At 38.8% G+C, this 26,225-nt stretch carries 21 protein-coding genes; 7 read left to right on the top strand and 14 right to left on the bottom strand.

Annotated features, from left to right (window positions below):
- Positions 1-226: 226 nt before the first annotated feature.
- Positions 227-2,716, top strand: a complete 2,490-nt coding sequence (locus AC1EK3_RS05165; protein WP_415687052.1) for a glycogen/starch/alpha-glucan phosphorylase — start codon at positions 227-229, stop codon at positions 2,714-2,716.
- A gap of 208 nt (positions 2,717-2,924) precedes the next feature.
- Here AC1EK3_RS05165 and AC1EK3_RS05160 read toward each other — a convergent pair whose 3' ends face one another.
- Positions 2,925-3,134 carry a hypothetical protein gene (locus AC1EK3_RS05160; RefSeq protein ID WP_004106126.1) on the bottom strand — a complete coding sequence of 70 codons (210 nt, stop codon included), beginning with the start codon at positions 3,132-3,134 and terminating at the stop codon, positions 2,925-2,927.
- 161 nt (positions 3,135-3,295) lie between these two features.
- Here AC1EK3_RS05160 and AC1EK3_RS05155 point away from each other — a divergent pair, with 161 nt between their 5' ends.
- Together AC1EK3_RS05155 and AC1EK3_RS05150 are read left to right on the top strand one after the other, a co-directional pair.
- Positions 3,296-4,000 (top strand): rhomboid family intramembrane serine protease, encoded by a 705-nt coding sequence (locus AC1EK3_RS05155; protein WP_480033196.1) that lies wholly within the window; start codon positions 3,296-3,298, stop codon positions 3,998-4,000.
- 256 nt (positions 4,001-4,256) lie between these two features.
- Entirely contained in the window at positions 4,257-5,570 is a 1,314-nt protein-coding gene (locus AC1EK3_RS05150) for a THUMP-like domain-containing protein (RefSeq protein WP_480033048.1), read from the top strand.
- 61 nt (positions 5,571-5,631) lie between these two features.
- On the opposite strand, the gene crgA is transcribed toward AC1EK3_RS05150, so the two are convergent.
- Positions 5,632-6,024: a cell division protein CrgA gene (gene crgA, locus AC1EK3_RS05145; protein WP_004106118.1), complete on the bottom strand. Its 393-nt coding sequence runs from the start codon at positions 6,022-6,024 to the stop codon at positions 5,632-5,634.
- A gap of 77 nt (positions 6,025-6,101) precedes the next feature.
- On the opposite strand from crgA, the gene AC1EK3_RS05140 reads away from it, so the two are divergent.
- Together AC1EK3_RS05140 and AC1EK3_RS05135 are read left to right on the top strand one after the other, a co-directional pair.
- Positions 6,102-6,857: a DUF881 domain-containing protein gene (locus AC1EK3_RS05140; protein WP_391496106.1), complete on the top strand. Its 756-nt coding sequence runs from the start codon at positions 6,102-6,104 to the stop codon at positions 6,855-6,857.
- Positions 6,858-6,902: 45 nt separating this feature from the next.
- On the top strand, positions 6,903-8,009 hold the full coding sequence (locus AC1EK3_RS05135; RefSeq protein WP_415683149.1) for a class E sortase: 1,107 nt from the start codon (positions 6,903-6,905) through the stop codon (positions 8,007-8,009).
- Positions 8,010-8,411: 402 nt separating this feature from the next.
- On the opposite strand, the gene pknB is transcribed toward AC1EK3_RS05135, so the two are convergent.
- From pknB to AC1EK3_RS05100, 7 genes are read right to left on the bottom strand one after another with little or no spacing between them, the layout of a single operon-like run.
- Entirely contained in the window at positions 8,412-10,415 is a 2,004-nt protein-coding gene (gene pknB / locus AC1EK3_RS05130; protein WP_480033049.1) for a Stk1 family PASTA domain-containing Ser/Thr kinase, read from the bottom strand.
- Positions 10,412-11,374, bottom strand: a complete 963-nt coding sequence (locus tag AC1EK3_RS05125) for a serine/threonine-protein kinase (protein WP_480033050.1) — start codon at positions 11,372-11,374, stop codon at positions 10,412-10,414. The genes pknB and AC1EK3_RS05125 overlap by 4 nt, the downstream gene beginning before the upstream one ends.
- Positions 11,371-12,837 (bottom strand): peptidoglycan D,D-transpeptidase FtsI family protein, encoded by a 1,467-nt coding sequence (locus AC1EK3_RS05120; RefSeq protein WP_480033051.1) that lies wholly within the window; start codon positions 12,835-12,837, stop codon positions 11,371-11,373. Before AC1EK3_RS05120 ends, AC1EK3_RS05125 begins: the two co-directional genes overlap by 4 nt.
- A complete protein-coding gene (locus AC1EK3_RS05115; RefSeq protein ID WP_391496111.1) occupies positions 12,830-14,311 on the bottom strand; it encodes an FtsW/RodA/SpoVE family cell cycle protein in 1,482 nt (493 codons plus the stop codon). The genes AC1EK3_RS05120 and AC1EK3_RS05115 overlap by 8 nt, the downstream gene beginning before the upstream one ends.
- Positions 14,308-15,972, bottom strand: a complete 1,665-nt coding sequence (locus AC1EK3_RS05110; RefSeq protein WP_415683152.1) for a PP2C family protein-serine/threonine phosphatase — start codon at positions 15,970-15,972, stop codon at positions 14,308-14,310. Before AC1EK3_RS05110 ends, AC1EK3_RS05115 begins: the two co-directional genes overlap by 4 nt.
- A gap of 3 nt (positions 15,973-15,975) precedes the next feature.
- Positions 15,976-16,512, bottom strand: coding sequence for an FHA domain-containing protein FhaB/FipA (locus AC1EK3_RS05105; RefSeq protein ID WP_116442549.1), 537 nt, complete (start codon positions 16,510-16,512; stop codon positions 15,976-15,978).
- A gap of 33 nt (positions 16,513-16,545) precedes the next feature.
- Positions 16,546-17,247 carry an FhaA domain-containing protein gene (locus tag AC1EK3_RS05100; RefSeq protein ID WP_004119721.1) on the bottom strand — a complete coding sequence of 234 codons (702 nt, stop codon included), beginning with the start codon at positions 17,245-17,247 and terminating at the stop codon, positions 16,546-16,548.
- Between the two features lie 155 nt (positions 17,248-17,402).
- Here AC1EK3_RS05100 and AC1EK3_RS05095 point away from each other — a divergent pair, with 155 nt between their 5' ends.
- Both AC1EK3_RS05095 and mscL read left to right on the top strand, forming a co-directional pair.
- A complete protein-coding gene (locus AC1EK3_RS05095; RefSeq protein ID WP_391496113.1) occupies positions 17,403-18,098 on the top strand; it encodes a phosphatase PAP2 family protein in 696 nt (231 codons plus the stop codon).
- A gap of 63 nt (positions 18,099-18,161) precedes the next feature.
- The gene (gene mscL, locus AC1EK3_RS05090; RefSeq protein ID WP_415687582.1) at positions 18,162-18,572 is read left to right on the top strand and encodes a large conductance mechanosensitive channel protein MscL; all 411 of its coding nucleotides are present in this window, start codon (positions 18,162-18,164) and stop codon (positions 18,570-18,572) included.
- Between the two features lie 85 nt (positions 18,573-18,657).
- Here the strand turns inward: mscL and AC1EK3_RS05085 are convergent, their stop codons facing one another.
- The 5 genes from AC1EK3_RS05085 to recF all read right to left on the bottom strand — a co-directional run bounded on the left by AC1EK3_RS05085 (position 18,658) and on the right by recF (position 26,197).
- Positions 18,658-19,227 (bottom strand): DUF3566 domain-containing protein, encoded by a 570-nt coding sequence (locus AC1EK3_RS05085; RefSeq protein WP_391496432.1) that lies wholly within the window; start codon positions 19,225-19,227, stop codon positions 18,658-18,660.
- 245 nt (positions 19,228-19,472) lie between these two features.
- On the bottom strand, positions 19,473-22,103 hold the full coding sequence (gyrA, locus tag AC1EK3_RS05080) for a DNA gyrase subunit A (RefSeq protein WP_415687580.1): 2,631 nt from the start codon (positions 22,101-22,103) through the stop codon (positions 19,473-19,475).
- A gap of 69 nt (positions 22,104-22,172) precedes the next feature.
- Positions 22,173-24,248 carry a DNA topoisomerase (ATP-hydrolyzing) subunit B gene (gene gyrB / locus AC1EK3_RS05075; RefSeq protein WP_391496115.1) on the bottom strand — a complete coding sequence of 692 codons (2,076 nt, stop codon included), beginning with the start codon at positions 24,246-24,248 and terminating at the stop codon, positions 22,173-22,175.
- 180 nt (positions 24,249-24,428) lie between these two features.
- Positions 24,429-24,896, bottom strand: coding sequence for a DciA family protein (locus AC1EK3_RS05070; RefSeq protein ID WP_391496116.1), 468 nt, complete (start codon positions 24,894-24,896; stop codon positions 24,429-24,431).
- On the bottom strand, positions 24,896-26,197 hold the full coding sequence (recF, locus tag AC1EK3_RS05065; RefSeq protein WP_415687578.1) for a DNA replication/repair protein RecF: 1,302 nt from the start codon (positions 26,195-26,197) through the stop codon (positions 24,896-24,898). Before recF ends, AC1EK3_RS05070 begins: the two co-directional genes overlap by 1 nt.
- Between the last annotated feature and the right edge of the window lie 28 nt (positions 26,198-26,225).

Below are 26,225 nucleotides of genomic sequence, written 5' to 3'. Positions count from 1 at the left end.
TCTTCTAAACAACCTACTTTCAGCAATATATTTGTATTAAGACGTTATATACAAATATTTAAAGGGATTAGGTTGTGGTATTCTTGGGGTTATCGTGTGCATTCACATGCCTCTTGTAGTTATCTGAAAAAGTTATCTGCAAAATGGTGATGGTTTAATTGTCTAAACACAAAGTTTTAGGCTGCACACTTTTAGGAAATATATCAAACGGCACAAGGAGTCAAATATGACTAAACACGTCGCGCCGAAAGCCAAAACTACTGCGACGGCATTTGCCAAAGAACTTCAAGAGCACCTCAAGTACACCCAGGGTGTAACGCCAGAGCAGGCCACTACGGCAGATGTGTATGTTGCCGCTGCTACCGCAGTTCGTCGTCACTTGATGGACTCTTGGATGCAGACTCAGCATGACATGGTTAATGGCAATACCAAGGCTGTGGGCTATTTGAGCGCAGAGTTCTTGATGGGTAAGCAGCTTGAGAACGCTTTGTTGAACGCTGGTCTCACTGACCAATTCAATAAGGCTGTTACTAAGCTTGGCTTTGATCCAAAGGCTGTTATCGATGCTGAGTATGAACCAGGTTTGGGTAACGGCGGTTTGGGTCGTCTCGCAGCCTGCTTCATCGATTCACTCGCCTCTATTGGCGTTCCAGCATTTGGCTACGGCATCCAGTATCGTTACGGCATCTTCAAGCAGCGCTTTGATGAAGAAGGTAAGCAGGTTGAAACCCCTGATTACTGGCTTAGCAATGAAGAGCCATGGGGTCACATTGATTATGGTCGTGACCAGCGCGTCAACTTCGGTGGTGAAGTTGTAGAAGAAAACGGCAAGCGCGTTTGGAAGCCAGCTTGGTCTGTCCGTGCAGTACCAGTTGACTACATGGTTCCAGGTTATAATTCTGGTCGCGTAAACACTCTTCGTTTGTGGACTGCTAAATCTTACGACGAGTTTGATTTGCTCACCTTCAATAAGTCTGATTACTTGGACGCTGTTAAGCCACAGGTTGCAGCGGAAAACATTTCTAAGATTCTTTATCCAGAAGATTCCACTCCAGAAGGCAAGGCTTTGCGTCTTGAGCAGCAGTACTTCTTCGTAGCTGCTTCTATTCATGATGCTATCCGCGTATTCTATCCAGGTCAGGATAAGCCGGATCTCACCACCTTCCCAAGCAAGATTAACTTCCAGTTGAACGATACTCACCCAGTTATCGGCATTCCAGAGCTTATGCGCGTTCTTATGGACGAGTACGGCTACGATTGGAACACCGCTTGGGGTATCACCACCAAGACCTTCAACTACACTTGCCACACCTTGCTTCCAGAAGCTTTGGAAGTTTGGCCAGCCAAGCTTATCGGCGAACTTTTGCCACGCCACCTTGAAATCATTCAAGGCATTAGCGAGCAGTTCCGCAACGAGCTTCGTGGTAAGGGCGTTGCTGAGGATCAGGTTGAGCGCATGCGCATCGCTACCGACGCTGACGAAAATGGCGAAGGTGCTGTAGTTCGTATGGCTTACTTGGCTACCTACGGCGGTTCTTACGTTAACGGTGTTGCTGAGCTTCACTCTGAGTTGTTGAAGGATGTCACTTTGAAGGACTTCTCCAGCGTTTACCCAGATAAGTTCAAGAACGTCACCAACGGCGTAACTCCTCGTCGCTTCGTGCGCTTGAGCAACCCACGCATGTCTGCTCTTATTACTGAGGGCTTGGGTACTGACGCATGGCAGGGTGATTTGGAGCTTCTCGAAGGTTTGAAGCCATTGGCTGACGACAAGGCATTCGTTAAGAAGTTTGCTGAAGTTAAGAAGCAGAACAAGCTTGCCTTCGTTGATTTCGCAAAGCACAAGTATGGCTTTGAAATCAACCCAGACACTATGTTTAACACCATTGTTAAGCGTTTGCACGAGTACAAGCGCCAGTCCATGAAGATCCTCCAGGTTATCTCCACATACGCTGGAATCAAGAATGGCACAATCGACGTAGACAAGATGCTTCCACGCACCGTGTTCTTCGGCGCTAAGTCTGCTCCAGGCTATGCTATGGCAAAGCTCACCATTCAGCTCATCAACAATGTTGCTCGCGTGGTGAACAACGATCCAGCATGCAAGGGCAAGCTCGCAGTGTTCTTCCCAGAGAACTACAACATTGAACTTGCTATGAACTTGATTCCTGCCACCGATTTGGATGAGCAGATTTCTCAGGCTGGTAAGGAAGCTTCCGGCACCGGTAACATGAAGTTCGCTTTGAACGGTGCTTTGACTGTTGGTACTCTCGATGGTGCAAACGTTGAGATTCGTGAGCGCGTTGGCGCTGAGAACTTCTTCCTCTTCGGCATGACCGTTGACGAGGTTGAGAAGCTCTACGCTGAAGGCTATGATCACGGCGGATCCCGTAAGTACTATGAGTCTGATCCTCGCTTGAAGACTGCTGTGGATATGGTTGCTGACGGCACCTTCTCCAACGGTGACAAGAGCGTGTATGAGCCACTCGTTAACGATTGGCTTACACATGATTACTTCATGGCAATGGCTGACTTCAGCTCTTACATGGATATTCAGGCTCAGATTGAGGAAACTTACCGCGATCCAATGAAGTGGGCTCGCATGGCAGTTTTGAACGTAGCCAACTCTGGTTACTTCTCTTCTGACCGCTCTATCGAAGATTACCTCGATCGCATTTGGCACACTGGTGCTCTTCCAACACCTGTTGCTGAGTAATTGAGTATTCTCTAATAGCAATACATAAAAAATAAAAGGCGGAAGCTGTTAATCAGTTTCCGCCTTTTGTTTAGTTTTTAGTTAAATTGCGTACAAGACAAGCGCTTTTGTTTACAACACTTCTTTAGTAGTTACAGACAAAGGCGACTACGAATATACGCAATCGCCTTCATTTTGGACTTTATAAACTTTATAAAGCAAATGTCACTTATGCCTCAGCGGCAGGAGTATCGTTAGCTTCTTTCTCTTCTTTTTCTAACCCTAGGTCAATTGGCGAAGAACTGTTCTCCCATGGTTCCTCCCAAGGGTCATAATCAGGATTATGCTGCTTGTACACATACAACGCAGCAATACCTGCGAGCAGTGCTCCGAAGAGCAGTGCAAAGAACTTCCAACCGCCAGAGGATCTGTTCTCCATGATGGCTCCTTTCCGGTTAAGCTGACCTGCTCGTCCAAGTCAACAATCTATACCGCTTTTTGTCGCGTAATAACTATCATAGTTGCTTTTCTTCAGAGTTGCATCTTTTTTAAATAATGTTATTGATTAAATTTGTGAAGCAAAACCGATATCATAAGCATATGCACAACTTTGATATTAAAAATATTTTAAATAATATAAGACTTCGTTGTAACACGACCACAGCAATTTTAGTATATTCATGCATTTTTATTTGGATATTGGAAATGGTACTAAACTTTGCATACCCAAATTATTATTTGACTCTAATAAGCTATACTGCTTTTCTTCCAATTACTGCGTTGCAAACACCTTGGACTTGGTTCACATCACTGTTTATTCACGCACCAAATTTAACCCATATTTTCTTCAATATGCTATGTCTTTGGTCACTCGGAGTTGAATTAGAACGATTCTTCGGTAAATGGAAGTTTTTTGGATTATATTTAATATCCGGCTTTGGCGGAAGCGTAGCTGATATCGTATGGTGCAAACTCACTAATAATTGGTTCGTTGCTTCATACGGTGCTTCAGGAGCTATTATGGGACTTATAGGCGCACTTCTCGTAGCACAATGGCGACTAGGGGAAAACATGCGAGGAACAATTATTTGGATTGCTATTACTCTCGCTATGCCAATTATTGTACCTAATATCGCTTGGCAAGCACACGTTGGAGGTTTAGTTTCGGGCACTGCAATTGCAGCATTGCTCGGAGTGCAAAATCCACTGCTTAAAAAAGCTTCGTTTAATACGCGTTTCTTAGTATATTTTGTATCACTATTTGCTATTCTCACTGCTTGTGCAATGTTTTGTTTGAAGGCATAATTTGTTAAATTACATGCGTGTAGTTTTCCACCAATGTGCACAGGATTGTGTATAAGTTGTGCCTAAATTGGTGACAACTATATAAGTTATCCACATAGTTAATCACAAACGTTGATAACTTGCCTTTTTCAAACCTGTGCACAAGTGTATAAGAGTTATCCACAATTTAAATTTTTTGTGGACTAACCTATTGGTTAAATAATTTTAAACTTTACTTGCTCTAAAATTTTCTACACCCCAATAAGGAATAAGATTCATGCCTACACTTCAAGTTCCAAAAACAATCGAACCAGCAAACGCTTCTACACTCACTTTTATTAAAGAAAACGCACAATTGTCACCAAGCAAAGCTGCTCTTAAAGCACCCCGCAACGCGAATATCGACATACCTTTTGCAATTAACCAAATAGCAGGTAAACAAATAGCACAACAAAAACTGCCAAAATGGGCTTCATGCAACGAAGTCATATATCCTGCACACATTTCTATGGAACAGTGTTCTTCTCAATCAACAGCACAATACAAAGCAAATGTTGCAAAAGAATTACTCAACAAATTAAATTCAGAAAATTTTAGTAGCACACTTGTGGATCTTACTGGCGGCTTTGGTGTTGATTGCGCAATAATGTCTGAAGTTTTCGATTCTGCTATTTGTATTGAACAGCAAAACGAACTTTCTAGCATTGCACATCACAATATGAATGCACTTGGTATTACAAACGTAAAATGCTACAACAACAATAGCCTTGATGCACTCAAAAATATTCCTAAGTCAACGATAATATACGTCGATCCAGCTCGTCGTGACAAACAAGGATCTCGCACATACGCTATTGAAGATTGCACTCCAAACGTATTAGATCTTAAAAATCAGTTGCTCGCTAAAGCAGAAATAGTGATTATTAAACTTTCTCCAATGCTTGATTGGCACAAAACAGTTAGCGATTTTAAGGGCAATGTAGAAGCCGTACATATAGTCGCACATAGTAACGAGTGCAAGGAACTATTGATAATACTCAGCAACTCTCAGCACACAAAAGTACCAGTATATTGCGTAAACGACAATCAGATAACTGTTATACAAGCAACTTACAATACTTCAACAAATCAGGTATCAATACAGCCTGAATCAAATGTTTTAAATAATATAGAAGAAAATAATAAAAAATATGAAAATTTAGATATAAATAACTGGCAAGAATGGTCGCAATACGTTTATGAACCGAATGCAGCAATCATGAAAGCTGGTTGTTTTTCATTGTTAGAAACTCAATACAATATACAACAAATCAGTGCAAATAGTCATGTTTACGTATCGAAAGAGTACTACTCAGAATTTCCGGGAAAAATATGGAAAATTGAAAATGTATGCAGCATGAATAAACGCGAGATAAAACAAACTTTTGCTGATATTACTCATGCAAATATTGTTACTCGTAACTTTCCAATACCAGTAGAAGCATTGCGAAAAAAATTAAACCTACAAGATGGCGGAAACACAAGAATTATTGCAACAACTGATAGCAATAAAAATCATATACTTATTCGCGCAGTAGCAGCAACAAAATAAAAAGTAGCTACACAATTTGCATAGCTACTTTTAAAACATATTAAACAGTTTGTTTTACAGACTAACGCCACCACATTGTCATAATAAACCCAGTCATTACTATTACTAATGCAATAACTAAATTCCATGCACCAATTCCAGGAATTGGAAGCACAGGGTTCAAATAATAAACAACAGCCCAAATTAATCCAACAACCATTAATGTGCAGAACAGCGGCACAAACCATGCAGCATTAGCTTTTGTGCCTTTAATGCTTTCTTCGACGCGTCGCCTATTTTCAGCTTGTCGCTGCATCATTTGCTGAATCTGTGGAGAAAGCGTTGCTTTATCCGCAGTAGCATTCAACACTGCTTCAACTTCGTCCATAGGAACGCCATAAGTATTCTCATTTGACGTATCGCTCTTCTTTGCAGCGTCGTCAGCTGCAGTCGTGTGCAATTCTTCATCAGCCATAACTGTAACTCTCCAATCAATCGGCTACACGCTATAATAGTGGTTACACTCGAACGCGTGAAGAATGAAGGCGAAATATGGCTAAGAGAACTGGGAAACATCGTGCTCAACACTCGCTGTTAAGCAGTTTTGCTGTTGCTGTCGCAGTATTTCTTACCGGCTATTTATTCGTTCTTAACTTGCGCGTAAACCGCTCTGCTTTTGTGACTTCTAATACAAGTCAAATGGTTGAAAGAAATTCGCAGCGCACAAAAAATTTACGAGAAGATATAAAATCTTTAGATTCTAAAATTAATTTACTTAATAAAACGCTTGGCAGCAGCACTAGTGAAGGAAAAGAATCTTCTGATACTGGAAGCAGTACTGTACTTCCAAAACTTGAAGGACCTGGAATTGTTGTAACTCTTAACGACTCTCCTCTTTGGAAAGGAGCGGTTAATGGTTCCGGAACATCCGGAAATATTAATGATTACGTAATCCACCAACAAGATATTGAAGCTGTAGTAAATGCTTTGTGGCGCGGCGGCGCAGAAGCAATAACTATTCAAGATCAGCGAGTATTATTTAATTCCGCAGTTATTTGTATTGGTAATGTTCTTATGCTGCAAGGTCATCAGTACTCGCCACCGTATAAAATATCTGCTATTGGTCCAATGGATGGCATGGTCGATGCTCTAAACAATTCACCAGCCATAAACACCTACAAGGAGTACGTAAGTTCGTTTGGATTAGGATGGAAAGTGGAGAAAAAGAATAATCTGCGATTCCCTGAGGCATCGGCTTTGTTGCAACCATTAAGGTACGCAACAGTTCCTAAAGTGCTAAACAAATAAAATATGTTGCAAAGTCTTCATACATCAATAAAGGAGTAGCACACTATGCAATCTGCTAATATGCAGGAAAGAAAAACGAAGCGTAGCAGCTCGAATTTCTGGTGGCAAGCCGCTGGAGTTATTGGCGAACTGTTGATAGCTTTTGCAGTTATTTGCGCACTGTACATTGCATGGCAAATGTGGTGGACTGGAGAGCAGGCTGAGCACACTCAAGTAGAGGATCGTCAAGCAATATCTTGGCAAAACCCAAAAACTGGTGATAAAACAAAGATTGCTTTACCTCAGAATACTGACCCGCCAGCCTTAAAAAAACCAAAGTCTGATGACCTTATAGCTCGTTTGTATGTACCACGTTTTGGAAATCAGTGGGAACGAAATGTTGTAGAAGGAATTACGCCAGAAATATTAAGCAAACGCGGTTTGGGTCATTATCCAACCACGCAAATGCCTGGCGCAATGGGTAATTTTGCAGTAGCAGGACACCGAAATGGCTATGGTCAGCCATTGGGAGACGTAGACTTACTGAAACCTGGCGACCCAATAGTGGTTCGCACAAAGGATTATTGGTTCGTCTATAAATACACTTCTTACAAGATTGTTACACCAGATCACGGTGAAGTTGTTGATGCAAATCCTGAGCATCCTGGTGAGAAACCAACAAAACGTATGCTTACTCTTACAACTTGTGAGCCTAAGTATACTGCTGCAACTCATCGCTGGATTAGCTACGCAACGTTTGCTTATTGGGCAAAGATTAGCGATGGTATTCCAAAAGAACTTTCCACTATTGACGAGCAAGGAAAAGTGAAGTTTATTAACAATGAACAACAATCTCTAGCTTCTCAACTTTCTTCACTAGTGCCAATTATGGTGTTTGTTCTGTTAGTATATGTGATGATTTTCGCAGCAGGAGCAATCGCTTGGCAATGGCCAGAACTTCGCGCTATTCGCGCTGGATTAAAGAGAAAGCCTGACATAAGCATTTTTGGCGGCATTTTGCGCATACAGCCAGGCATCACAGTGATTCGTTGGATTCTTTCGATTCTGATTTATTTCTTCATTGTGTTAGTGCTATTCCAGTGGATTTTCCCTTGGGCTGCATCTACAATTCCATTACTTCAGCAGATGTCTAATTACTCAACAACTATATGACAATGGATTGAATAGTAAGTTTTAAATATTCTTAAATTACTTTAAAACTTGCAAAATAAAAACATTTAAGGCGATTGCGTATTAAGCGCAGTCGCCTTTTGTTTTTATTAATAAAATAAAAGCCTATAGAAACGTATAAAATCATGCATTGCTGTAAAACTATGTCTAAACAAATAAACATATCTTAAACAGCTATTTTTTCGTTTTATAACATGCTCTGCAACTTAATATAAATCTATTTTTGCAGATCTATTTTCACGCATTAATTTTTATAAGCTATATACGGATTCTCATTAGATATACAAAAATGCTGCTTGTTCTACTTTTCTTGTAGCACAAGCAGCATATATATATTATTTATTTTTACAGATTCAATCTAAAACAAATCTGAATCAGTCTTAATCAGTCTGAATCAGACGGGGAGCTAAGGCTTGGGCGTGTAATTAATGTAATTGCTTTGCCTTTCTCAACCTTGTTTCCTGCTTCCTCAGACATACTAATGACTATATCGTCATCTTTTGCCATTGAATCAGATACAACTCTCAAGCCTTTTGCTTCAAGTATTTTCTTTGCCTGTTTGAATGTAACAGCGCCAAGATCTATACTAGGAACTTCAATTTTTGGAGCACCTTGAGAAACATACACAGTAACAGAGCTGTGTGGTTTAACAGAGGAACCAGATGTTGGATTTAGTCGAGTTACAGAACCTTCAGGAACATTATCTGAATCTTCCTTAACTACATCCGTAGTAAAACCAGAATTCTCTAATTGACTGATAACAATGTCTTTGCTTTGTCCAACAAGACCGTCAGGAATTTTAGTTAATCCGGATGCAATATACAAAGTAATTAACGTACCCTTATCAGCAAACGAATCTGCGTCAGGATCCGTGCGAGTTACATGATCTTTCTTGATGTCTGCACTATCTTCTACTCGAACATTAGCAATTTTAAATCCAGCATGTTCAAGCATTTTACGAGCAGCTTCTTGCGTTTTACCACTCACATCTGGCACGCGAGTTGATTGTGGTCCAACCGAGAACCATACAGTCACCTTGGATCCAGAAGCAACATGCTCACCTCCACGCGGCGATTGCTTAGTGAAAGTTCCTTCAGGTTGAGAAGAGTGATCATCTTCACGAATATCTGGAACCAAACCAAGTGCACGCAACTTTTCACGGGCAGCATCTTGAGTTGTTGTTTCCATAAATGTTGGAACTACAACATCTCCAGTAGCACGACTTCGATTGAGCATAAACAGTACACCTAGAAGAACTAATAGTGTTACCAACACTCCAACCATAGATCCGATTACTACGCGTTTACGACGTTGCGCTTGCATTGTCGCTCTTTGCGACGCACGCGTGCTAGGAGAAAATGCAATATTTGCAGATTCAACTTGACCAGTAATAGGATTAAACGATTGAGTTGCAGCACCATCTGTCATTCCCATAGCCATATTTGCAGCATTCTGCTCAGCCTGCTTACGCGCCTTTATATTAGCTAAATCAGTCAACGGATTGAACGCTGCTGCAACAGGAACTCCGCCATTCATAAACGCTAGAATGTCATTCTTAAATTCTGATGCTGTGGCATACCTGTTTTGTCTATCTTTTGCCATTGCTTTAGCGCAAATCTTGTCCCACATAGCAGGCATACCAGGAACAAGTGTGCTAATAGGAGTCGCTACTTCTGAAACATGCTGATATGCGATAGCAACAGCTGAATCTCCAATAAAAGGAGGGCGCCCAGTTAGCATTTCATACAACACACATCCTGCAGAATACAAGTCAGAGCGCATATCTACTTGTTCACCGCGAGCCTGCTCTGGAGACAAGTATTGTGCTGTTCCAACAACACCTTGAGACTGTGTCATAGTTGTTGCAGAATCATCAAGAGCTCTAGCTATTCCAAAATCCATGACTTTTACTAAGCCTTGCTCGGAAATCATAATATTTCCAGGCTTAATATCGCGATGAATAATACCCATTCTGTGTGAATACTCTAAAGCATTGAGCACGCCGAGCATAACTTGTTCAGCGTCTCTTTGACTTAAAGCTCCATTCATTTTTAGAACATCACGTAATGTTTTTCCTTTAATATATTCCATTACGAGATACGGCAAACGCTCTTCTAAGCCATTTTCTGCTATAACAGATTCTTCTCCAGAATCGTAAATATTTACAATATTAGGATTGTTCATCTGCGCAATTGCGTGCGCTTCCCTGCGGAATCGCGAAAGGAAAATCTCATCGTTCGCTAAATCAGAACGCATGATTTTCACAGCAACTGTACGACCTAAGCGCTTATCAACAGCAACACGCACTTCTGCCATGCCACCGCGACCAATAAGCTCCCCTAATTCGTATCGACCATTCGCTAATGAGGTAGGCATTGTGGTATTCATTGCTGCTCCTTGCGATCATTGGTATTAAAAATGTTAATAATATTTACTTGGTTTTGAGGCATACTCTTAATACATCTTCGCTGACGCAAATTTGTAGAAAGTACTCCTGTTGTATTGTTGAAGGCTGTTTCTTGATCTAGCAATCTGCGCTCAATGCGAGATAACACTTTCGACACGACTAATGCATCTTTTGGACGATCTTTTGGATTCTTTGCAAGCATAGACATAATAAACTGTTGCAATTGCAAATCAAAATTTTCTGGCAAAGGTGGCACAGGATCATTAACATGTGCAGCAGCAATATCTACTGGCGTTGCTCCTGTAAATGGACGATGTCCGCACAAACCTTCATATGCGACAACACCTAACGAATAAATATCAGATTGTGCAGTAGCTTGCTCACCTTGCGCTTGTTCTGGAGAAATATATTGAGCTGTTCCAACTACCATTCCATCTTGAGTGATTTGTTCCTGGTCGCTAGAATATGACACACCAAAATCTGTGATTTTCACATTGCCAGTATCAGAAACCATAATATTTGCAGGTTTTACATCGCGATGAATTACGCCATGAGAATGAGCTACAAAAAGTCCTCGAGCTGTTTGAATAAGAATAGGAAGTAACTTGGTAGGCTCAATAATTTTTTCTTTATGATACAAATCTGCCAATGATTTACTTGGCACATATTCCATAATTAGGAATCCAATACCATCGTGCTCATAATAGTCAAATAATGCTGCAATATTAGGGTGCGCTAAATTGGCAGAATTATGCGCTTCAGCACGAAGACGGCGTAACTTTGCTTCAACGTTTACTGTATCTGTACGTAACGCTTTAATAGCAACAATTCGCCCAAGTTGAATATCAAAGCCTTTCCAAACTTCTCCCATACCGCCTTGAGCAAGGCGGCGATCAAGTCTATAACGATGATGAACTAACTGTCCTTCAACGAGTTTCATTGTTTAAGCGCCTCCTTCATCACTTGTTGCATAATAGGTCCTGCCGCATAGCTACCAAATGTGCTTGTGTTATGTACTATGACTGCTATAGCTATTCTAGGATTTTCAGCAGGAGCAAATCCAATAACCCAACCATTAGCAGCTTGATTATACATTCCAATCTGTGCAGTACCTGTTTTAGCCGCAACATGAATATTAGGTAAAGCAAGATTAGGATTTTCTTTTGTAACAACAGCCTGCATCATAGAAGTTAATTTAGATGCACTGTCACTACTCATTACTTGGTTCATAATAGTTGGTCTAGTTTGTGACAATACTGACAAATCACTAGATCTTACACAATCAACAAGAGTAGGCTTCATCAATGTTCCATTATTTGCAATAGCTGCCGCAATCATAGCGTTTTGCAAAGGTGTAACTTTAGCATCACCTTGACCTATTGATTCCAGAGCTAATCTATCTGGAGTTGGCTTAATAGAAAAAGTAGATTTCACGGATCGCATTGGGAATCCAGTAGAATCAGAACCATCAATGGTCAGCGAATCGAAGAATCCAAACTTTCTTGCCTGCTTTACAATTGCGTCAGAGCCTAAAGCATTACCCAATTGAGCAAAAGCAGTATTAGACGAATATGCTAAAGCATCCTCAAAAGATATTTTTCCATCAACACCATTTGCTTGGTAAGTGACATTTGTGAGAGACGTTTTGGTTCCAGGCAAAACATAGCTCTCACCGGCAGGTATTTTCGTATCAGGTTTGTATTTTCCAGATTCTAATGCTGCTGCAGCAACAACAGTTTTGAACGTAGAGCCAGGAGCATAAAGCTCAGAAACAGCACGATTCAGCATAGGATTTGACACATCTGATGTTATGTTCTCATACGATTTATTTACTTCATTAATATTGTGAAGAGCAAGATCATTTGGATCATAACTTGGAGTGCTTACCATAGCACGAATTCTTCCGGTTTTTGGCTCAATTGCAACTAAAGCTGCATCTTTGCCTTTAAGAATATTGTAAGCAAGATTTTGCAAACGTGAATCAATTGACGTCTCTATAGAAGCTCCGCGATTAGTTGCTCCAGTAAATAATGAACGGAATTTTTGCCAGAACAAAGCGTCTGATTCTCCACTTAATAAGCTATTGCGAGAAGCCTCAATTCCTCTATCTGCACGTTGGCTAATAGAAAAATATCCAGTAACTGGAGCATATACTAATCCGTTAGAATACTGACGTTGATACACAAAAGCATCCTTAGATGGTTCAGATTTCGCTATAACTGTGCCATCTGATGTAAGTATTGCTCCACGCGGAGCACCAAACTCATGGTATAAAGCTCTGCGATTTCGAGGATCAGAATTCAAAGCATTCGCTTTAATAGAAGTAATAAGTGTACTAGAAATACCAAGTATTACAAAAAGTACCAATACTGCAGTAAAAAGTTCTCTAAGACTTTTATTCATTGTTATCACCTCTTTCTGAAGAGGAAATAACAGCAGAAGAATCTATATTATTTTCATAATTTGTATTGTTATATTCGTTATTATTTGTATTTGTCTTAGCTCGCTCTTGCAATTCACGCTCGCGCAATGCTGCTAAGGCAGCGTATTGGAAAGTATCTGAAACAGGAGCAGATTCAGGCTTATTTGCAGCGTGAGAAATAACAATAAGCAAAGATGCAAGCAAATAATTTGCAACTAAAGAAGAGCCTCCAGCTGCCATATAAGGCAAAGTTAAACCGGTTAATGGAATAACCAAAGTAATTCCACCAACAACAGTAAACACTTGGAAAGCCATAGTAAAAACAAGCCCTGAAGCTAATAATTTTCCAAAGCCATCTTTAATTTTCATTGCAGTAATCATTCCGGATGCAATAATAATTAAATATAAAACTAATACTGCGAGAAGCCCAGTAAGACCAAGCTCTTCACCAACAGAAGCATAAATAAAATCAGAATTAGCTAGCGGTGTTATAGAAGGATGGCCTTGTCCTAAACCTGTTCCGGTTGTTCCTCCAGCAGCCAAACCAAACAATCCAGATACAATTTGCGCTGAACCACCAGGGAAACGATTATAAACAGCATTGTCGAATGGGTGAAGCCACGAATCCACACGATATTGCACATGTGCGAATAACTTTACTGCCATCAAACATCCAGCTACAAAAGCAATACCTCCAACAGCAATCCACCCTCTGCGACCTGTTGCAACATACAACATCGACACAAACATTGCAAAGAACATCAACGACGTTCCAAGATCATGCTGAATAACAAGCACGCCCATTGATGCGGCCCATACTAAAGCAATAGGCCCCATGTCTTGTAAGCGAGGAAGGTGAATTCCCAAAACTTTATTTCCACCTACAGCAAGTCGATCACGATGATTAAACAGATAGGCTGCAAAGAAGAACGACAAGAAAAGCTTAGCAAACTCTCCTGGCTGCACTGTGTGATCGCCAAAACCTATCCAAATTCTCGCTCCACCAATTTCTTTACCTAACCCAGGAACCATAGGCGAAAGCAAAAGAATTAAGCCTATAACCATATTCACATAAGAAAAACGCCTTAAAATGCGATAATCTTTCAAAAGAATAACGAAAATAATTGATAATACTAGTGCCGCACAAATCCACACCATTTGTTTTATTGCAACATTTGTATTATTTTGTCTGTCGATTCTAGCTATAAGAACTGTTCCAATTGCAGTTAAAAGCATAATACAAGGTAAAATAGCTTGACTTGCATATGGCTGTTTAACAAGAAGAACACCCCAAAATACAAAAAACAGCACCATAACAAGAATCAACATTGCTGCATAATTAGCAGAAATATAACCGTCAACACGGAAAAACATCTGTAAAAACGCCATTCCAGAAAGTAGAGTTGCAAAAAGCAACAATGCTATCTGTCTTATACGCGTAGCAATCATATTCATGAGGTTTTACCCTCCTGCTTCGCGTTATCTTTATTTTTATTTATTTTATTTTCTAATTTCTTTTGATTCTGTTCATTAAGTTTTTCTTGTTCTCGAGCACGCATTTCTCGACGAATTAACGAAGCATGACCACGAGCCTCAGCTAAGCTGCCAAAACTAATTCCTTCTTTTAATTGATCCTGCCAAGATTTATCTAGTTTATTAACAGGAATGTTGGTAGATTCCACTTCGTGAGATAATGCAATACCAAAAATATTTGTTGGAACTCCTTGGTAAATAACAACTTTGTTACTGTCTTTTCCAATATAATATTGCGTTTGAGTCCACGCATATACTCCGTAGCCTATTGCAGAAATAACAAATAATACTAGCAATATTACCAAAGATATTCCTATGCGAGTCCACCTGCGCCTCAATGAATGAGCACGATGCGCCTCATCCTGCTCATGTTTAACAGCACGAGCAACATCTGGATCATGAGGATCCGTGGAAACTTTACCATTCTTCTTTTTGACTATAGGAATCTCATTAGTGTCAGGTGTATGTAATTCTCCATCTTCTTCGCGAATATGTGAAGGTTGCACAATTCTTGTAATGGATATTGTTCCTTCATTTGTATTTTCAGAATTATCGTCATCTTGAGCTAGCGCGGCTGCTCTTTGAGCTGGTGAATTCTTATCTTCGCGCAATGCTGGTGATGAAGCTACTGCTTTATTTACTATATCTGCAATTGATTCGAGATCATTACTTGCGGCTCCTCCAATAAGCGGAGTTTGATGTGGAAGATCAAATGCATCAGCATCAAGTGCAAGCGTTGCATCTGCAATAACGGCTGTAACATTATCTGTACTACCAGCACGAAGTGCCATAGACACTAATTTTTGAGCACACTCTTCTTGATTAGAAATACTACTCATCACATCTTGAATAGTTGAATCTTCAAGAACTCCACACAATCCATCAGAGCAAAGAAGCCAACGATCAGAAGGATGCGCCGAACGCAAAGCAATATCAGGGCGAGGATCTATATCAAAATCACCTAGCACTCGCATAACAACATTTCGTTGAGGATGATTTCGCGCCTCTTCAGGCGTAATATGACCCGTATCAATCAAATGCTGAACATAACTATGATCAGTAGTCATGCGCATAAGATGATTATCTCTTAGTAAATACGCTCTAGAATCGCCTAAATGAGCCAGAACCCAGTATCCTTTTACAAGAGTTACTGCAGTAACTGTCGTTCCCATTCCAGCAAGACGACGCTCACGTTTAGCTTTACCAACAATCGCATCATGAGCAGCCATAATCGATGTTTCCATCATCGAAGAAACAGTTTTAACATCATGTGGTCTTGAATCTTGTTCAATATGTGCAAGAGAACGAATCGCTATAGTAGAAGCTGTATCTCCTCCAGCATGACCACCCATTCCGTCGCAAATTGCAGCTAAATGTTCACCAGCAAATGCAGAATCTTGATTATTACTACGAACAGTTCCAACATCACTGACAGCCGTAGCATACATAAAAAGTATTTTTTCTACAGAATTCGCGCAATTTTCTTTAATATCATTTTTATCTGTTATAGATGATATTTTTTCTATTTGCCCAGTAACTGCAGTTTGAATTTCTTTTTCGTCGTTTGAATTGATTTGTTTCATTTATTACCTCAATTCAAACATTGTTGCTCCAATTCGCACAGAAGTACGTGGAGCTAATATAACAGGTTCGGTAACACGATTATGACCAATCATGGTTCCATTTGTGCTGCCTAAATCTTCAAGAACCCAAGAATTAACTGACTGATTAAAATAAACACGAGCATGATGCGAAGATACAAATTCATCGTTTAATACGACTGTATTAGACGCAGCACGACCAAGAGTTACACCAGCAGCGTTCAATGGGAATGAAGAGCCTGCCAAAGGTCCGTCAATAACAACTAACAAAGTTGGAGAACCGTACGTATTTTCTTGATTTTCTGCTTTTGTAAATACTGGCGTTTCATGTACTTGCACAACTTGTGAAAACTTTGCTTCACGAGAATTACGACGAGAATTTTTCTTCCAAAAACGAGATTTTTTAGGACTAAATACCTCAATATCGCAGCGAAGCGAACGGATAGCGCACCATACAAAAATCCAAAGTAAGACTAGAAAGCCATACTTAAGTATTGCGAACGTTAATTCAGTGAACATCATGCGCGTTATCGTCTCCTAGCTCGGAAATACTCACTACTCCTGGTCTTGAGACGATGCCCAATAAAGAATACGCGTACGACCAATAGTAATAGTGTTACCATCAACTAATGTTGCTGCAGGAACTTGATGACCCTCTACATATGTACCATTAGTAGATCCAAGATCACGAGCAATAACACCGTCAGGAGTTATATCAATACCAAGATGATGACGAGAAATGCCTGGATCATCTATTACAATATCGCAACCAGATCCACGTCCTAAAATAGTACGATCCTTTGTAAGCAAGTACTGGTTACCATTAATTTCAAGCATAGGATGATTCTGTTGCTGATCATCTGTGGTAACAGGAACAGCATTACCTTGAACAGATTCGGATGTCAAATGGAAATTACCTTTAGTTAATTCCAAATCCTCTTCAAAAATAACAACTACAGGTCCTACGAAAGCATAATGCTGACTCTTAGCATATTGAGTAAGATTATCTGCAAGCTCATTAGCTAATGCTTCACTGCCCCATTGTTCAATATGATCAAAATCAGGCGTACTCAGCTTAAAACGGTACTCATTTGGAGCAACTGTGTGATCTCTGCCAATTGGCATAGCTTCAGCGTCAATTTCACGTTCCAAAGCACTCGAAAAATCGACTGGCTGTAAATCTTTGGAGCCGAATTTTGCGAAGACGCCGTTCATTGCACCTTCCACGCTCTTCTCAAATCGGTCAAACACACTCATGGTAAACCCTTTCTATCTGTTCATCATAGTACTCGTCACCGGGTACGGTGTTCAACTCCCACACGCTTTTCTTCTAATATATTTTCTTTTTTATACATATTATTTCGTACTCTCCAACGTGCATTTACATCATTGTGCGTGTAATCTTAACAAGTATGATGCAGAAAAATAACAGTAATCACAGCGGATTATCGGTTTTCACTAGAAATTCCGCTACCATTTTTACACTATTACTTGCAGTTGTTATTCCGTGCTTAGGAAAAGCATTGCTAGTTACGAGTAAAGAGCGCACTTACGAATCTTCAATAGTCGCTTGGTTCCATAAAAGCGTTCCATCTGTAATTCTCAGTATTTCAAAAATATTAGCTTTGATTTTTTCAACTAAAGGTTGCATAGCAATACTTGTTTTATTAGCAGCTCTTTCATTATTTATAAATAAAAATTGGAAGATTACAATAATTCAACTTTTAATTTCGCTTCTTCCTATGATTTATATTTTTGCAGTTAAATTTGCTGTAAATCGTCCGCGTCCGTACATTGGTTTGAATATTAAATTACCACCTGATCCAAGTTTCCCAAGTGGTCATACTTCAGCAGCTGTAGCAGTTTGCGTTATGGCAATGTTAATTCTTTACATTAATAAACCATCGTCAGTTCAATTTGGATTACTTTTTAGCGCAATTCTTGTTGTTATAGTTGCTGTTTCACGTATTATTGTCGCTGCTCATTTCCCTACGGATGTATTAGCTGCAGCAATTATATATCCGCTACTTTCTGTTGCAATTTTGCGCTCATTCCAGCGTCATAATTTATATATTGACAACAGAAATAATGACAAATCTACTTACTAAGAACAAGTACTAGATTCTAATTCAAAATCTAATATCCAATAATATAAAAGTAAGGAAATACTAATGATAAAAGGATTTAAAAAATTTATTTTAAGAGGCAGCGTAATCGATATGGCTGTCGGTGTTGTTATGGGTAGTGCAGTAACTGCAGTAGTAACAACGATAGTTAATTATATTATTAATCCTCTTATTGCAATGATTTGCGGAAAGCCAGAACTTAATGGCGTTCTGACTATTAGTATGAATGGTGCAACAATTTCTTTCGGCGCAGTAATTGGAGCATTATTGAATTTCCTTATTATTGCTACAGCAGTTTATTTCTGCATTGTTTTACCTATTAATAAATTACGTGAAATTGGTGCAGATTTGTTGCAAATTGAACATGAAAAAACTGAAGAAGAAAAAAGAAAAGAACGTGAAGAAAAAACTATTCAACTGTTACAAGATATTCGTGACGAACTAGTGAAACGCTAATTTCTTTATTTTTCTTATAAAAATTCCCACTGCTTCTTAGTAAACAGTGGGAATTTTATTAATCAAAACTAAATTATTCACACTATCAGTCGTCACCTAAAGTAATGTGAATTCCTCCAACTAATGAACCAACAACGTTATATAGAAGTGCGATTATTGCAGATAATACGGTTATTATGACTATTTCTACAATTGAAAAAATAGTTACAGCACTTAATACTGTTGGTAGTGAGAACACATCTGCAAGATTAAAACCGTTACTATCCAAGCCTGTAGAAGAAACAATCTGCGTTACTTGATCAAATACACCAATCATATTCAAGAACAACCATATCAAACCTGCAGCAATAACTTGAATAATTCCTCCTGCAACGCTTAGAAGGAATGTTACTTTTGCTACGGACCATGCATCTACTCTTACTAAAGAAAGACTCATACGACGAGCACGCGGAACACGTCCTGATTTTGTTGCGTTTGATTTATTGGAAATGGATGAAGCAACGCCACCAATTGTACGACGATACGTATTGGAACTACCACTAACACGTGCAGATGATGATGAATTTTTAACGATATTTCCTAAAGAAGAATTACCAGATACTTCATCAAAATTATTTTCTTCACTTGAATGATTAGCTTCATTAGAAGGAACCATTTTTTCTGCATATAATTCTGTGTTATTAGACAAAAATCCTGCAGATTCCTCATTCATATTCATCGGATTTTGCGATGGCTCAAAATTTTCGCTCATCTCAGTGTTCCTTCTCTTATTAATTTGCTTATAATCAGTGTCATTATACCAATGAGAGTACCAATAAAAACAGACTAGAACAGTTTTTATTAGTACTCTCAAATTTTTACGAAATAATATTATTAATATTATTCCTTATAAGAAGTTTCTTAAGCTTCCTCATTTTCTGAAGTAGCTTCTTTTTCTTCTAATTGATTTTCTTCGTCATCCGTTTCTTCATTACGAGCAATAGAAATAATTTCATCGCCCTTATCTGGCTTAGCTAAAGTCACACCTTGAGTTGTTCTACCAGTGCGCTTCACTTCATTAACGTCAGAACGAATTACCTTACCGGACTTCATAATTGCCATTACTTGATCTGTTTCTTCAACAATCAAGGCACCAACCAAAGAACCGCGACCCTCTGCAAGTTGAACAGCTTTAACACCGTAGCCGTTTCTTCCTTGCAAACGATACTCTTCAATAGCAGTTCGCTTAGCAAAACCTTCATTAGTGACAACAAGAAGATCTTTACTAGTTTCTGCTGCAACAACGTCCATATCGAGTAATTCGTCACCTTCACGGAATCTCATACCCTGAACACCGGCAGTCTGACGACCCATTGGTCGAAGTTGTTCATCATCTGCTCTAAACTTCAAACTCATTCCAAGCTTAGAAACAAGAATAATGTCATCTTCTGGGTTGCACAAAGCTGCACCAATGAGCTCATCAACAGGTTCACCTGTTTCTTCATTTGCCATCAAGCGTACAGCAATCAAACCGCCTTGACGTGGAGAATCATACTCTTGTAAAGCAGTTTTCTTAACTTTTCCAGAACGAGTTGCCAATACCAAGTATTTAGCAACATCATAATTTGGAATTGATAATACTGCTTGAATTGTTTCTCCTGGAGTAAATTGCAACAGATTAGCAACATGCTGACCTTTAGAATCGCGAGATCCTTCTGGAAGTTCGTAAGCTTTCAGACGGTAAACTCGACCACGATTAGTAAAGAAGAGCAACCAATTGTGTGTAGAAGTTAAGAAGAAGTGATCAACTACATCATCTTCACGCAATTTAGCGCCTTTAATACCTTTACCACCACGGTGTTGAGCACGATACTCGTCTGCCTTAGTGCGCTTAATATAGCCTGCACGAGTTACGGTTACAACAACGTTTTCTTCAGCAATAAGATCTTCAACATTCATTTCACCAGAGAATGGAAGAATCTTAGTTCTGCGATCATCACCATATTTTGCAACAATTTCATCAAGTTCATCGCCAACAATTTTGCGCTGACGTTCTGGGCTTGCCAAAATATCGTTGTAATCAGCAATTTTGATCATCAAATCTTCATGCTCGTCGAGAATCTTCTGACGTTCCAAAGCTGCAAGTCTGCGAAGTTGCATTGCAAGAATGGCATCTGCTTGAACTTCATCAACATCAAGCAAATTCATTAAACCAGTACGAGCAGTTTCAACATCTTTAGATGAACGAATTAAAGCAACAACTTCATCGATCATATCCAAAGCTTTCAAATAGCCTTGCAAAATATGATCTCGCTCTTCAGCTTCACGCTTTAAGTAACGTGTACGCCTATCAATTACTTCAAGCTGATGATTTACCCAATGACGAATAAAAGCATCCAAACTCAAAGTTCTAGGAACGCCATCAACCAAAGCAAGCATATTTGCGCCGAAAGTTTGCTGCAATTGCGAATGCTTATATAAGTTATTTAAAACAACTTTTGGAACAGCATCGCGCTTAAGAACAAGAACCAAACGCTGACCAGTACGTCCAGACGTTTCGTCGCGCATATCTGCAATACCTTGAATTTTTCCATCTCGTACAGCTTCACGAATAGAAGCAGCTAAGCGATCAGGATTAACTTGGTATGGAAGCTCGGTGACAACCAAGCACATACGTCCCTTAATTTCCTCAGTATTAACTACTGCTCGCATTGTAATTAAGCCGCGACCTGTACGGTACGCCTGCTCAATTCCCTTATGCCCTAAGATCGTTGCTCCAGTAGGGAAATCAGGTCCTTTAATTCGCTGAATTAAAGCTTCAAGAAGTTCTTCATTGCTTGCATCAGGATGCTCCAAAGCCCAGTGCACACCATCAGCCACTTCACGCATATTATGAGGTGGAATATTGGTTGCCATACCAACAGCAATACCAGCAGAACCATTAACTAAAAGATTTGGAAAACGAGCTGGCAAAACTGTAGGCTCTTGAGTTTTACCATCATAATTTGGCAGGAAATCAACGGTATCTTTATCGATATCTCGTACCATTTCCATAGCCAATGGCGCCATACGACATTCCGTATAACGCATTGCTGCTGCAGGATCGTCACCAGGAGAACCAAAGTTTCCTTGACCATCAACAAGCATATAGCGCATTGACCAAGACTGAGCCATACGCACTAAAGTGTCATAGATAGCAGAATCACCATGAGGGTGATACTTACCCATAACATCACCAACAACGCGAGAGCACTTGTTATATCCTCGATCAGGTCTGTATCCTCCGTCATACATTGCATAAATAACACGACGGTGAACAGGCTTCAAACCATCACGAACATCTGGTAAAGCACGCTCAACAATAACAGATAATGCGTAAGCTAAATAAGATTCGCGCATTTCCTGCTGCAAATCCATGTTCTTTACGCGAGCACCCTTCATTAAGCCATAATCAGTATTATCTGCTTCCTGAGGGCTCTGTGGTTCCATTGAACCATCTGGAAGCTGATCTCGCTCAGCATCATCACTAGCGGAATTTATTTCGTCTACCACTTCAATTCCTTCTTAATCTTATAAAAATTAAAGTTTTTTCTTTTTATATTTTCGAATAAATTAATACTTTTAAGCGTCAATAAACCTTGCATCATGAGCATTTCTTTGAATGAAGAGTCTACGAGGCTCTACTTCATCACCCATAAGCATGGAGAATGTTTCATCAGCTCGAGCAGCATCTTCAATATGAATTTGCTTCAAAATACGATGTTCAGGATCCATTGTTGTTTCCCACAACTCCTGATAACTCATCTCACCCAAGCCCTTGTATCGCTGAATACCTTCACCTTTAGGAAGTTGACGACCAGCAGCTTTACCTTCTGCTAAAACTCTGTCTCGCTCAGCATCCGTATAAACAAAGTCATGTGCCCCCTTGCTCCACTTCAAACGGTACAAAGGTGGCATAGCAACATAAACATATCCTGCAGTAATCATAGGACGCATATAGCGGAAGAATAGTGTCAAATTCAAAGTAGCAATATGAGCACCGTCGACATCAGCATCAGCCATAATAATAACTTTGTGATATCGAACCTTACTTAAATCAAAGTCTTCACCATAACCGCCACCAACAGCAGTAATTAAGGATTCAATAGTTTCAGACTTCATCATTCTGTCGATTGAAGCGCGTTCGGTATTCAAAATCTTACCGCGCAAAGGCAAAATTGCTTGCGTAATAGGATCGCGACCTTGAATTGCTGAGCCACCTGCAGAATCACCCTCGACTATGAATAATTCACATTCTTCAGGATTACTTGACTGGCAATCCTTCAACTTATCTGGCATTCCAGCAGTTTCAAAAATAGACTTACGACGAGTATTTTCGCGAGCTTTTTTAGCAGCAAGTCGAGCACGAGAAGCTTCTATAGCTTTTTGAATAATATTTTTTGCTTCATTTGGATGAGCATCAAACCAATCTCCAAGCTTTTCTGTCATAACTCTTTGCACAAAAGTCTTAGCTTCAGAATTACCAAGCTTTGTTTTAGTCTGACCTTCAAACTGTGGAGTTGTAAGCTTTACTGAAACAACTGCTGTTAAGCCTTCGCGAACATCATCACCAGAAAGATTAGTATCTTTCTCTTTCAGAATATTCTTTTCGCGAGCATAACGATTAACTAAAGTAGTAAGTGCTGCACGGAATCCTTCTTCGTGAGTACCGCCTTCAGTAGTTGAAATAGTATTAGCAAAAGTGTGAACTGCTTCAGAATAAGCAACAGTCCATTGCATAGCAATTTCCGCAGAAATACCAATTTCAAGATCTTCAGCCTCAAAGTCAATAACATCTGGCTCTACAGGAACAGCTTTTCTAGATTTAACCAAGTAATCAACATAGTCTTTAATACCATGCTCATACCTGTAGCTTACGCTTCTATGCTTTTCTTCACTAGAAGATTCAGAATCACCTGCAACTTCATCTCCAGCTTCATCTGGCTTACGTAAATCAGTTAAAGAAATCTTCAAACCTTTATTTAAGAAAGCCATCTGTTGGAAACGAGAACGCAAGGTTTCAAAATCATAAACTGTTGTTTCAAAAATTGTTCCGTCTGGCCAGAAAGTCACAGAAGTTCCAGTTGATTCTCCTTCTGCCATTGGCTCACCTTTTGCCAAAGGAGCAGTTGGATGCTGATCAACATAAGTTTGAGTCCAGTGGAATCCTTGACGACGAACTTCAATTTCTACACGAGTAGAAAGTGCATTAACAACAGAAATACCTACACCGTGTAAACCACCAGAAACAGCATAACCGCCGCCGCCAAACTTACCACCAGCGTGAAGTTTAGTCATAACTGTTTCAACACCAGAAACACCTTCGCCTGGCACTTCATCTACTGGAATACCTCGACCATCGTCGACAACACGAATAGCATTATCAGGCAAAATTGTTACTTCAATATGCGAAGCATATCCTGCCAAAGCTTCATCAACAGAATTATCAACAATCTCATAAACCAAATGATGCAATCCACGAGGACCAGTAGAACCAATATACATACCTGGTCTAATACGAACTGCCTCTAATCCTTCTAGAACACGAAGGTCACTCGCATCATAATGTTCAGGAGCAAGTGAATCATCGAGTTGAGCATCATCGAGTTTATGCTCTTCAACGGCATCATCCATCGAATTATCTTCCGTGTTTGCCACTTTAGGTCCCTTCACAAATTGCCTCATATTAAAAGGCATTTATAGAGCCAACACATGCTAGAAAGCACATAAAAGGGGATTCTAGCGTTTTAGCCATAATACATGACATTCTACACACATAGTATGACCTCTCTTCAGAAAGAGGCATTTTTACTATTTTTAAAAAATATAATAATTTTATTAAAATTTATTTCTTAAAAATCCTAATCCACTCGTTGTTGGACCAATAACTTTAATTTCTTTTATTTCAATATTTTCAAGGTTATTATTAATTTTTTCTTTTAATTGTGGAATTAAATAAGAAAGTTGAGTTGCCCAAACTGTTGATTGAGCACGAACAATAAGCACACCATTTACAACTTGACTTATTTCACAATGTTTTGCAATGCTTTCCCCCACTACTTTATGCCAAGAAGAACGTAATTTTGCTATAGAAAGTTGACTATTCCAATTACTTTCAGAAGCAAAATTTTTTAAAATACCGCAGAATAATTTAGGATCTCTACCAGGTTTTCCAAAATTTTCCCAAGCTTGTTCTGCATTTTTTTCACGATTATTTTCGCGTTCAGCTTTCTTATTAATAGGATCAAAAATAATTGCAGGCAATTTTCGAGTATCAATTTTTAAAAGAATATTGACAGGAATCATTACTTTTCCTCCTGCTTATTTTTTCTTTGTTCTATTAAATCAAGCAAAATATTATTATGCTCTTCACTAAAATTATTAATTTCATTATTTTTTTCTAATAATTTTCCAATATTTATAAGATTCGTTTTTTTAATATATTCTTCATTAGGAATGTCACTAAGAGAAGAAGTAGTAATAAAAACTTGACCTTGATTAAGTGCAAAATTTAATATTCTTATGCGCCTATTTTCATCAAGTTGTGCAAATACATCATCGAGAATAACAATAGGTTTATTATTATTTTTTTCTTCTAACGCCTTGCATAATGCCATTTTTGAAGCTATTGCAATTGTCCAAGATTCACCATTCGAAGCAAAATCTTTAGCAGAAATATTATTAATAACAAAGTCAATATCATCACGATGAGGGCCAATAAGGTTGCATCCTCTAGCTAGCTCTCCCTCATAAATACGTTGAAAATGCTCACTTATTTTAGAAAAAAGCTCGTTATTATTTTCAATATTTTCATCACTATTTTTTTCAAATAATACTTCTTCAAAAGAAGGAACATATATTATTTCCGTATTTTCTTCATTAGTAAAAGATTTAATTATATTTTTGAAATATTTATTAATAATTTGCACAGTTTCTTGGCGTGCTTTTGTTAAGTTAATGCCACTTTCAATAAATTTACCAGTCCAAATTTCTAATCCGGATAATGAAACTGTCTGATTTTTGTATGAATAATCTCTAATATTTTTTAGCAGTGCAGCACGCTGTTTAGAAATATGCTTAAATTCTTGCAATATTTGCACATAATTTGGTACTAACAAAGATCCAGCTTGATCGATAAAAGTACGCCTAACATTAGGATCACCAATTATAAGAAATTGGTCTCTTGGAGTAAAAGAAACTATTGGCAACAATCCAATAATGTCTTTAACATATAATGCTTTACCAGAATTTATATGTGCTCTATTAGAACCTTTTAAGTAAAGATCTATTTCATAAGTTGTTTGATCTAAATTACTTTCTAAAGATGAAATATCATTTAAATCAGTATTTGTTTCATCTTTTTTATAATTTATTTCGTTATTAATTGTATTTATTCTTATTATTGATTTTTCACAGCCTTTTTTAATAAGAGGCAATGTCGAAGATGTTCTGTGACTTATTCCAGTACCAGTAACTTCTAATGCTTCTACAATATTGGTTTTTCCTAAACCATTATTGCCATATATAACATTTATTCCAGGTTTAAAATCACAAATTATATGATTCCAAGAACGAAATGTATCAAGGGCAATTCGCGAAATATACATTGCCTAATTACCCTTTCTTAATAGTTTT

The sequence above is a fragment of the Gardnerella sp. C0026F2 genome (assembly GCF_056590715.1).
The sequence above is the reverse complement of the archived record's forward strand: the minus strand, read 5'-3'. Positions and strand labels throughout refer to the sequence as shown.

Excerpts from the sequence above, each read along its gene's own strand:
- AC1EK3_RS05165 (WP_415687052.1), top strand. The coding sequence starts at position 227 with ATGACTAAACACGTCGCGCCGAAAGCCAAAACTACTGCGACGGCATTT.
- AC1EK3_RS05160 (WP_004106126.1), bottom strand. The coding sequence starts at position 3,134 with ATGGAGAACAGATCCTCTGGCGGTTGGAAGTTCTTTGCACTGCTCTTC.
- AC1EK3_RS05155 (WP_480033196.1), top strand. The coding sequence starts at position 3,296 with ATGCACAACTTTGATATTAAAAATATTTTAAATAATATAAGACTTCGT.
- AC1EK3_RS05150 (WP_480033048.1), top strand. The coding sequence starts at position 4,257 with ATGCCTACACTTCAAGTTCCAAAAACAATCGAACCAGCAAACGCTTCT.
- crgA (WP_004106118.1), bottom strand. The coding sequence starts at position 6,024 with ATGGCTGATGAAGAATTGCACACGACTGCAGCTGACGACGCTGCAAAG.
- AC1EK3_RS05140 (WP_391496106.1), top strand. The coding sequence starts at position 6,102 with ATGGCTAAGAGAACTGGGAAACATCGTGCTCAACACTCGCTGTTAAGC.
- AC1EK3_RS05135 (WP_415683149.1), top strand. The coding sequence starts at position 6,903 with ATGCAATCTGCTAATATGCAGGAAAGAAAAACGAAGCGTAGCAGCTCG.
- pknB (WP_480033049.1), bottom strand. The coding sequence starts at position 10,415 with ATGAATACCACAATGCCTACCTCATTAGCGAATGGTCGATACGAATTA.
- AC1EK3_RS05125 (WP_480033050.1), bottom strand. The coding sequence starts at position 11,374 with ATGAAACTCGTTGAAGGACAGTTAGTTCATCATCGTTATAGACTTGAT.
- AC1EK3_RS05120 (WP_480033051.1), bottom strand. The coding sequence starts at position 12,837 with ATGAATAAAAGTCTTAGAGAACTTTTTACTGCAGTATTGGTACTTTTT.
- AC1EK3_RS05115 (WP_391496111.1), bottom strand. The coding sequence starts at position 14,311 with ATGAATATGATTGCTACGCGTATAAGACAGATAGCATTGTTGCTTTTT.
- AC1EK3_RS05110 (WP_415683152.1), bottom strand. The coding sequence starts at position 15,972 with ATGAAACAAATCAATTCAAACGACGAAAAAGAAATTCAAACTGCAGTT.
- AC1EK3_RS05105 (WP_116442549.1), bottom strand. The coding sequence starts at position 16,512 with ATGATGTTCACTGAATTAACGTTCGCAATACTTAAGTATGGCTTTCTA.
- AC1EK3_RS05100 (WP_004119721.1), bottom strand. The coding sequence starts at position 17,247 with ATGAGTGTGTTTGACCGATTTGAGAAGAGCGTGGAAGGTGCAATGAAC.
- AC1EK3_RS05095 (WP_391496113.1), top strand. The coding sequence starts at position 17,403 with ATGATGCAGAAAAATAACAGTAATCACAGCGGATTATCGGTTTTCACT.
- mscL (WP_415687582.1), top strand. The coding sequence starts at position 18,162 with ATGATAAAAGGATTTAAAAAATTTATTTTAAGAGGCAGCGTAATCGAT.
- AC1EK3_RS05085 (WP_391496432.1), bottom strand. The coding sequence starts at position 19,227 with ATGGTTCCTTCTAATGAAGCTAATCATTCAAGTGAAGAAAATAATTTT.
- AC1EK3_RS05070 (WP_391496116.1), bottom strand. The coding sequence starts at position 24,896 with ATGATTCCTGTCAATATTCTTTTAAAAATTGATACTCGAAAATTGCCT.
- recF (WP_415687578.1), bottom strand. The coding sequence starts at position 26,197 with ATGTATATTTCGCGAATTGCCCTTGATACATTTCGTTCTTGGAATCAT.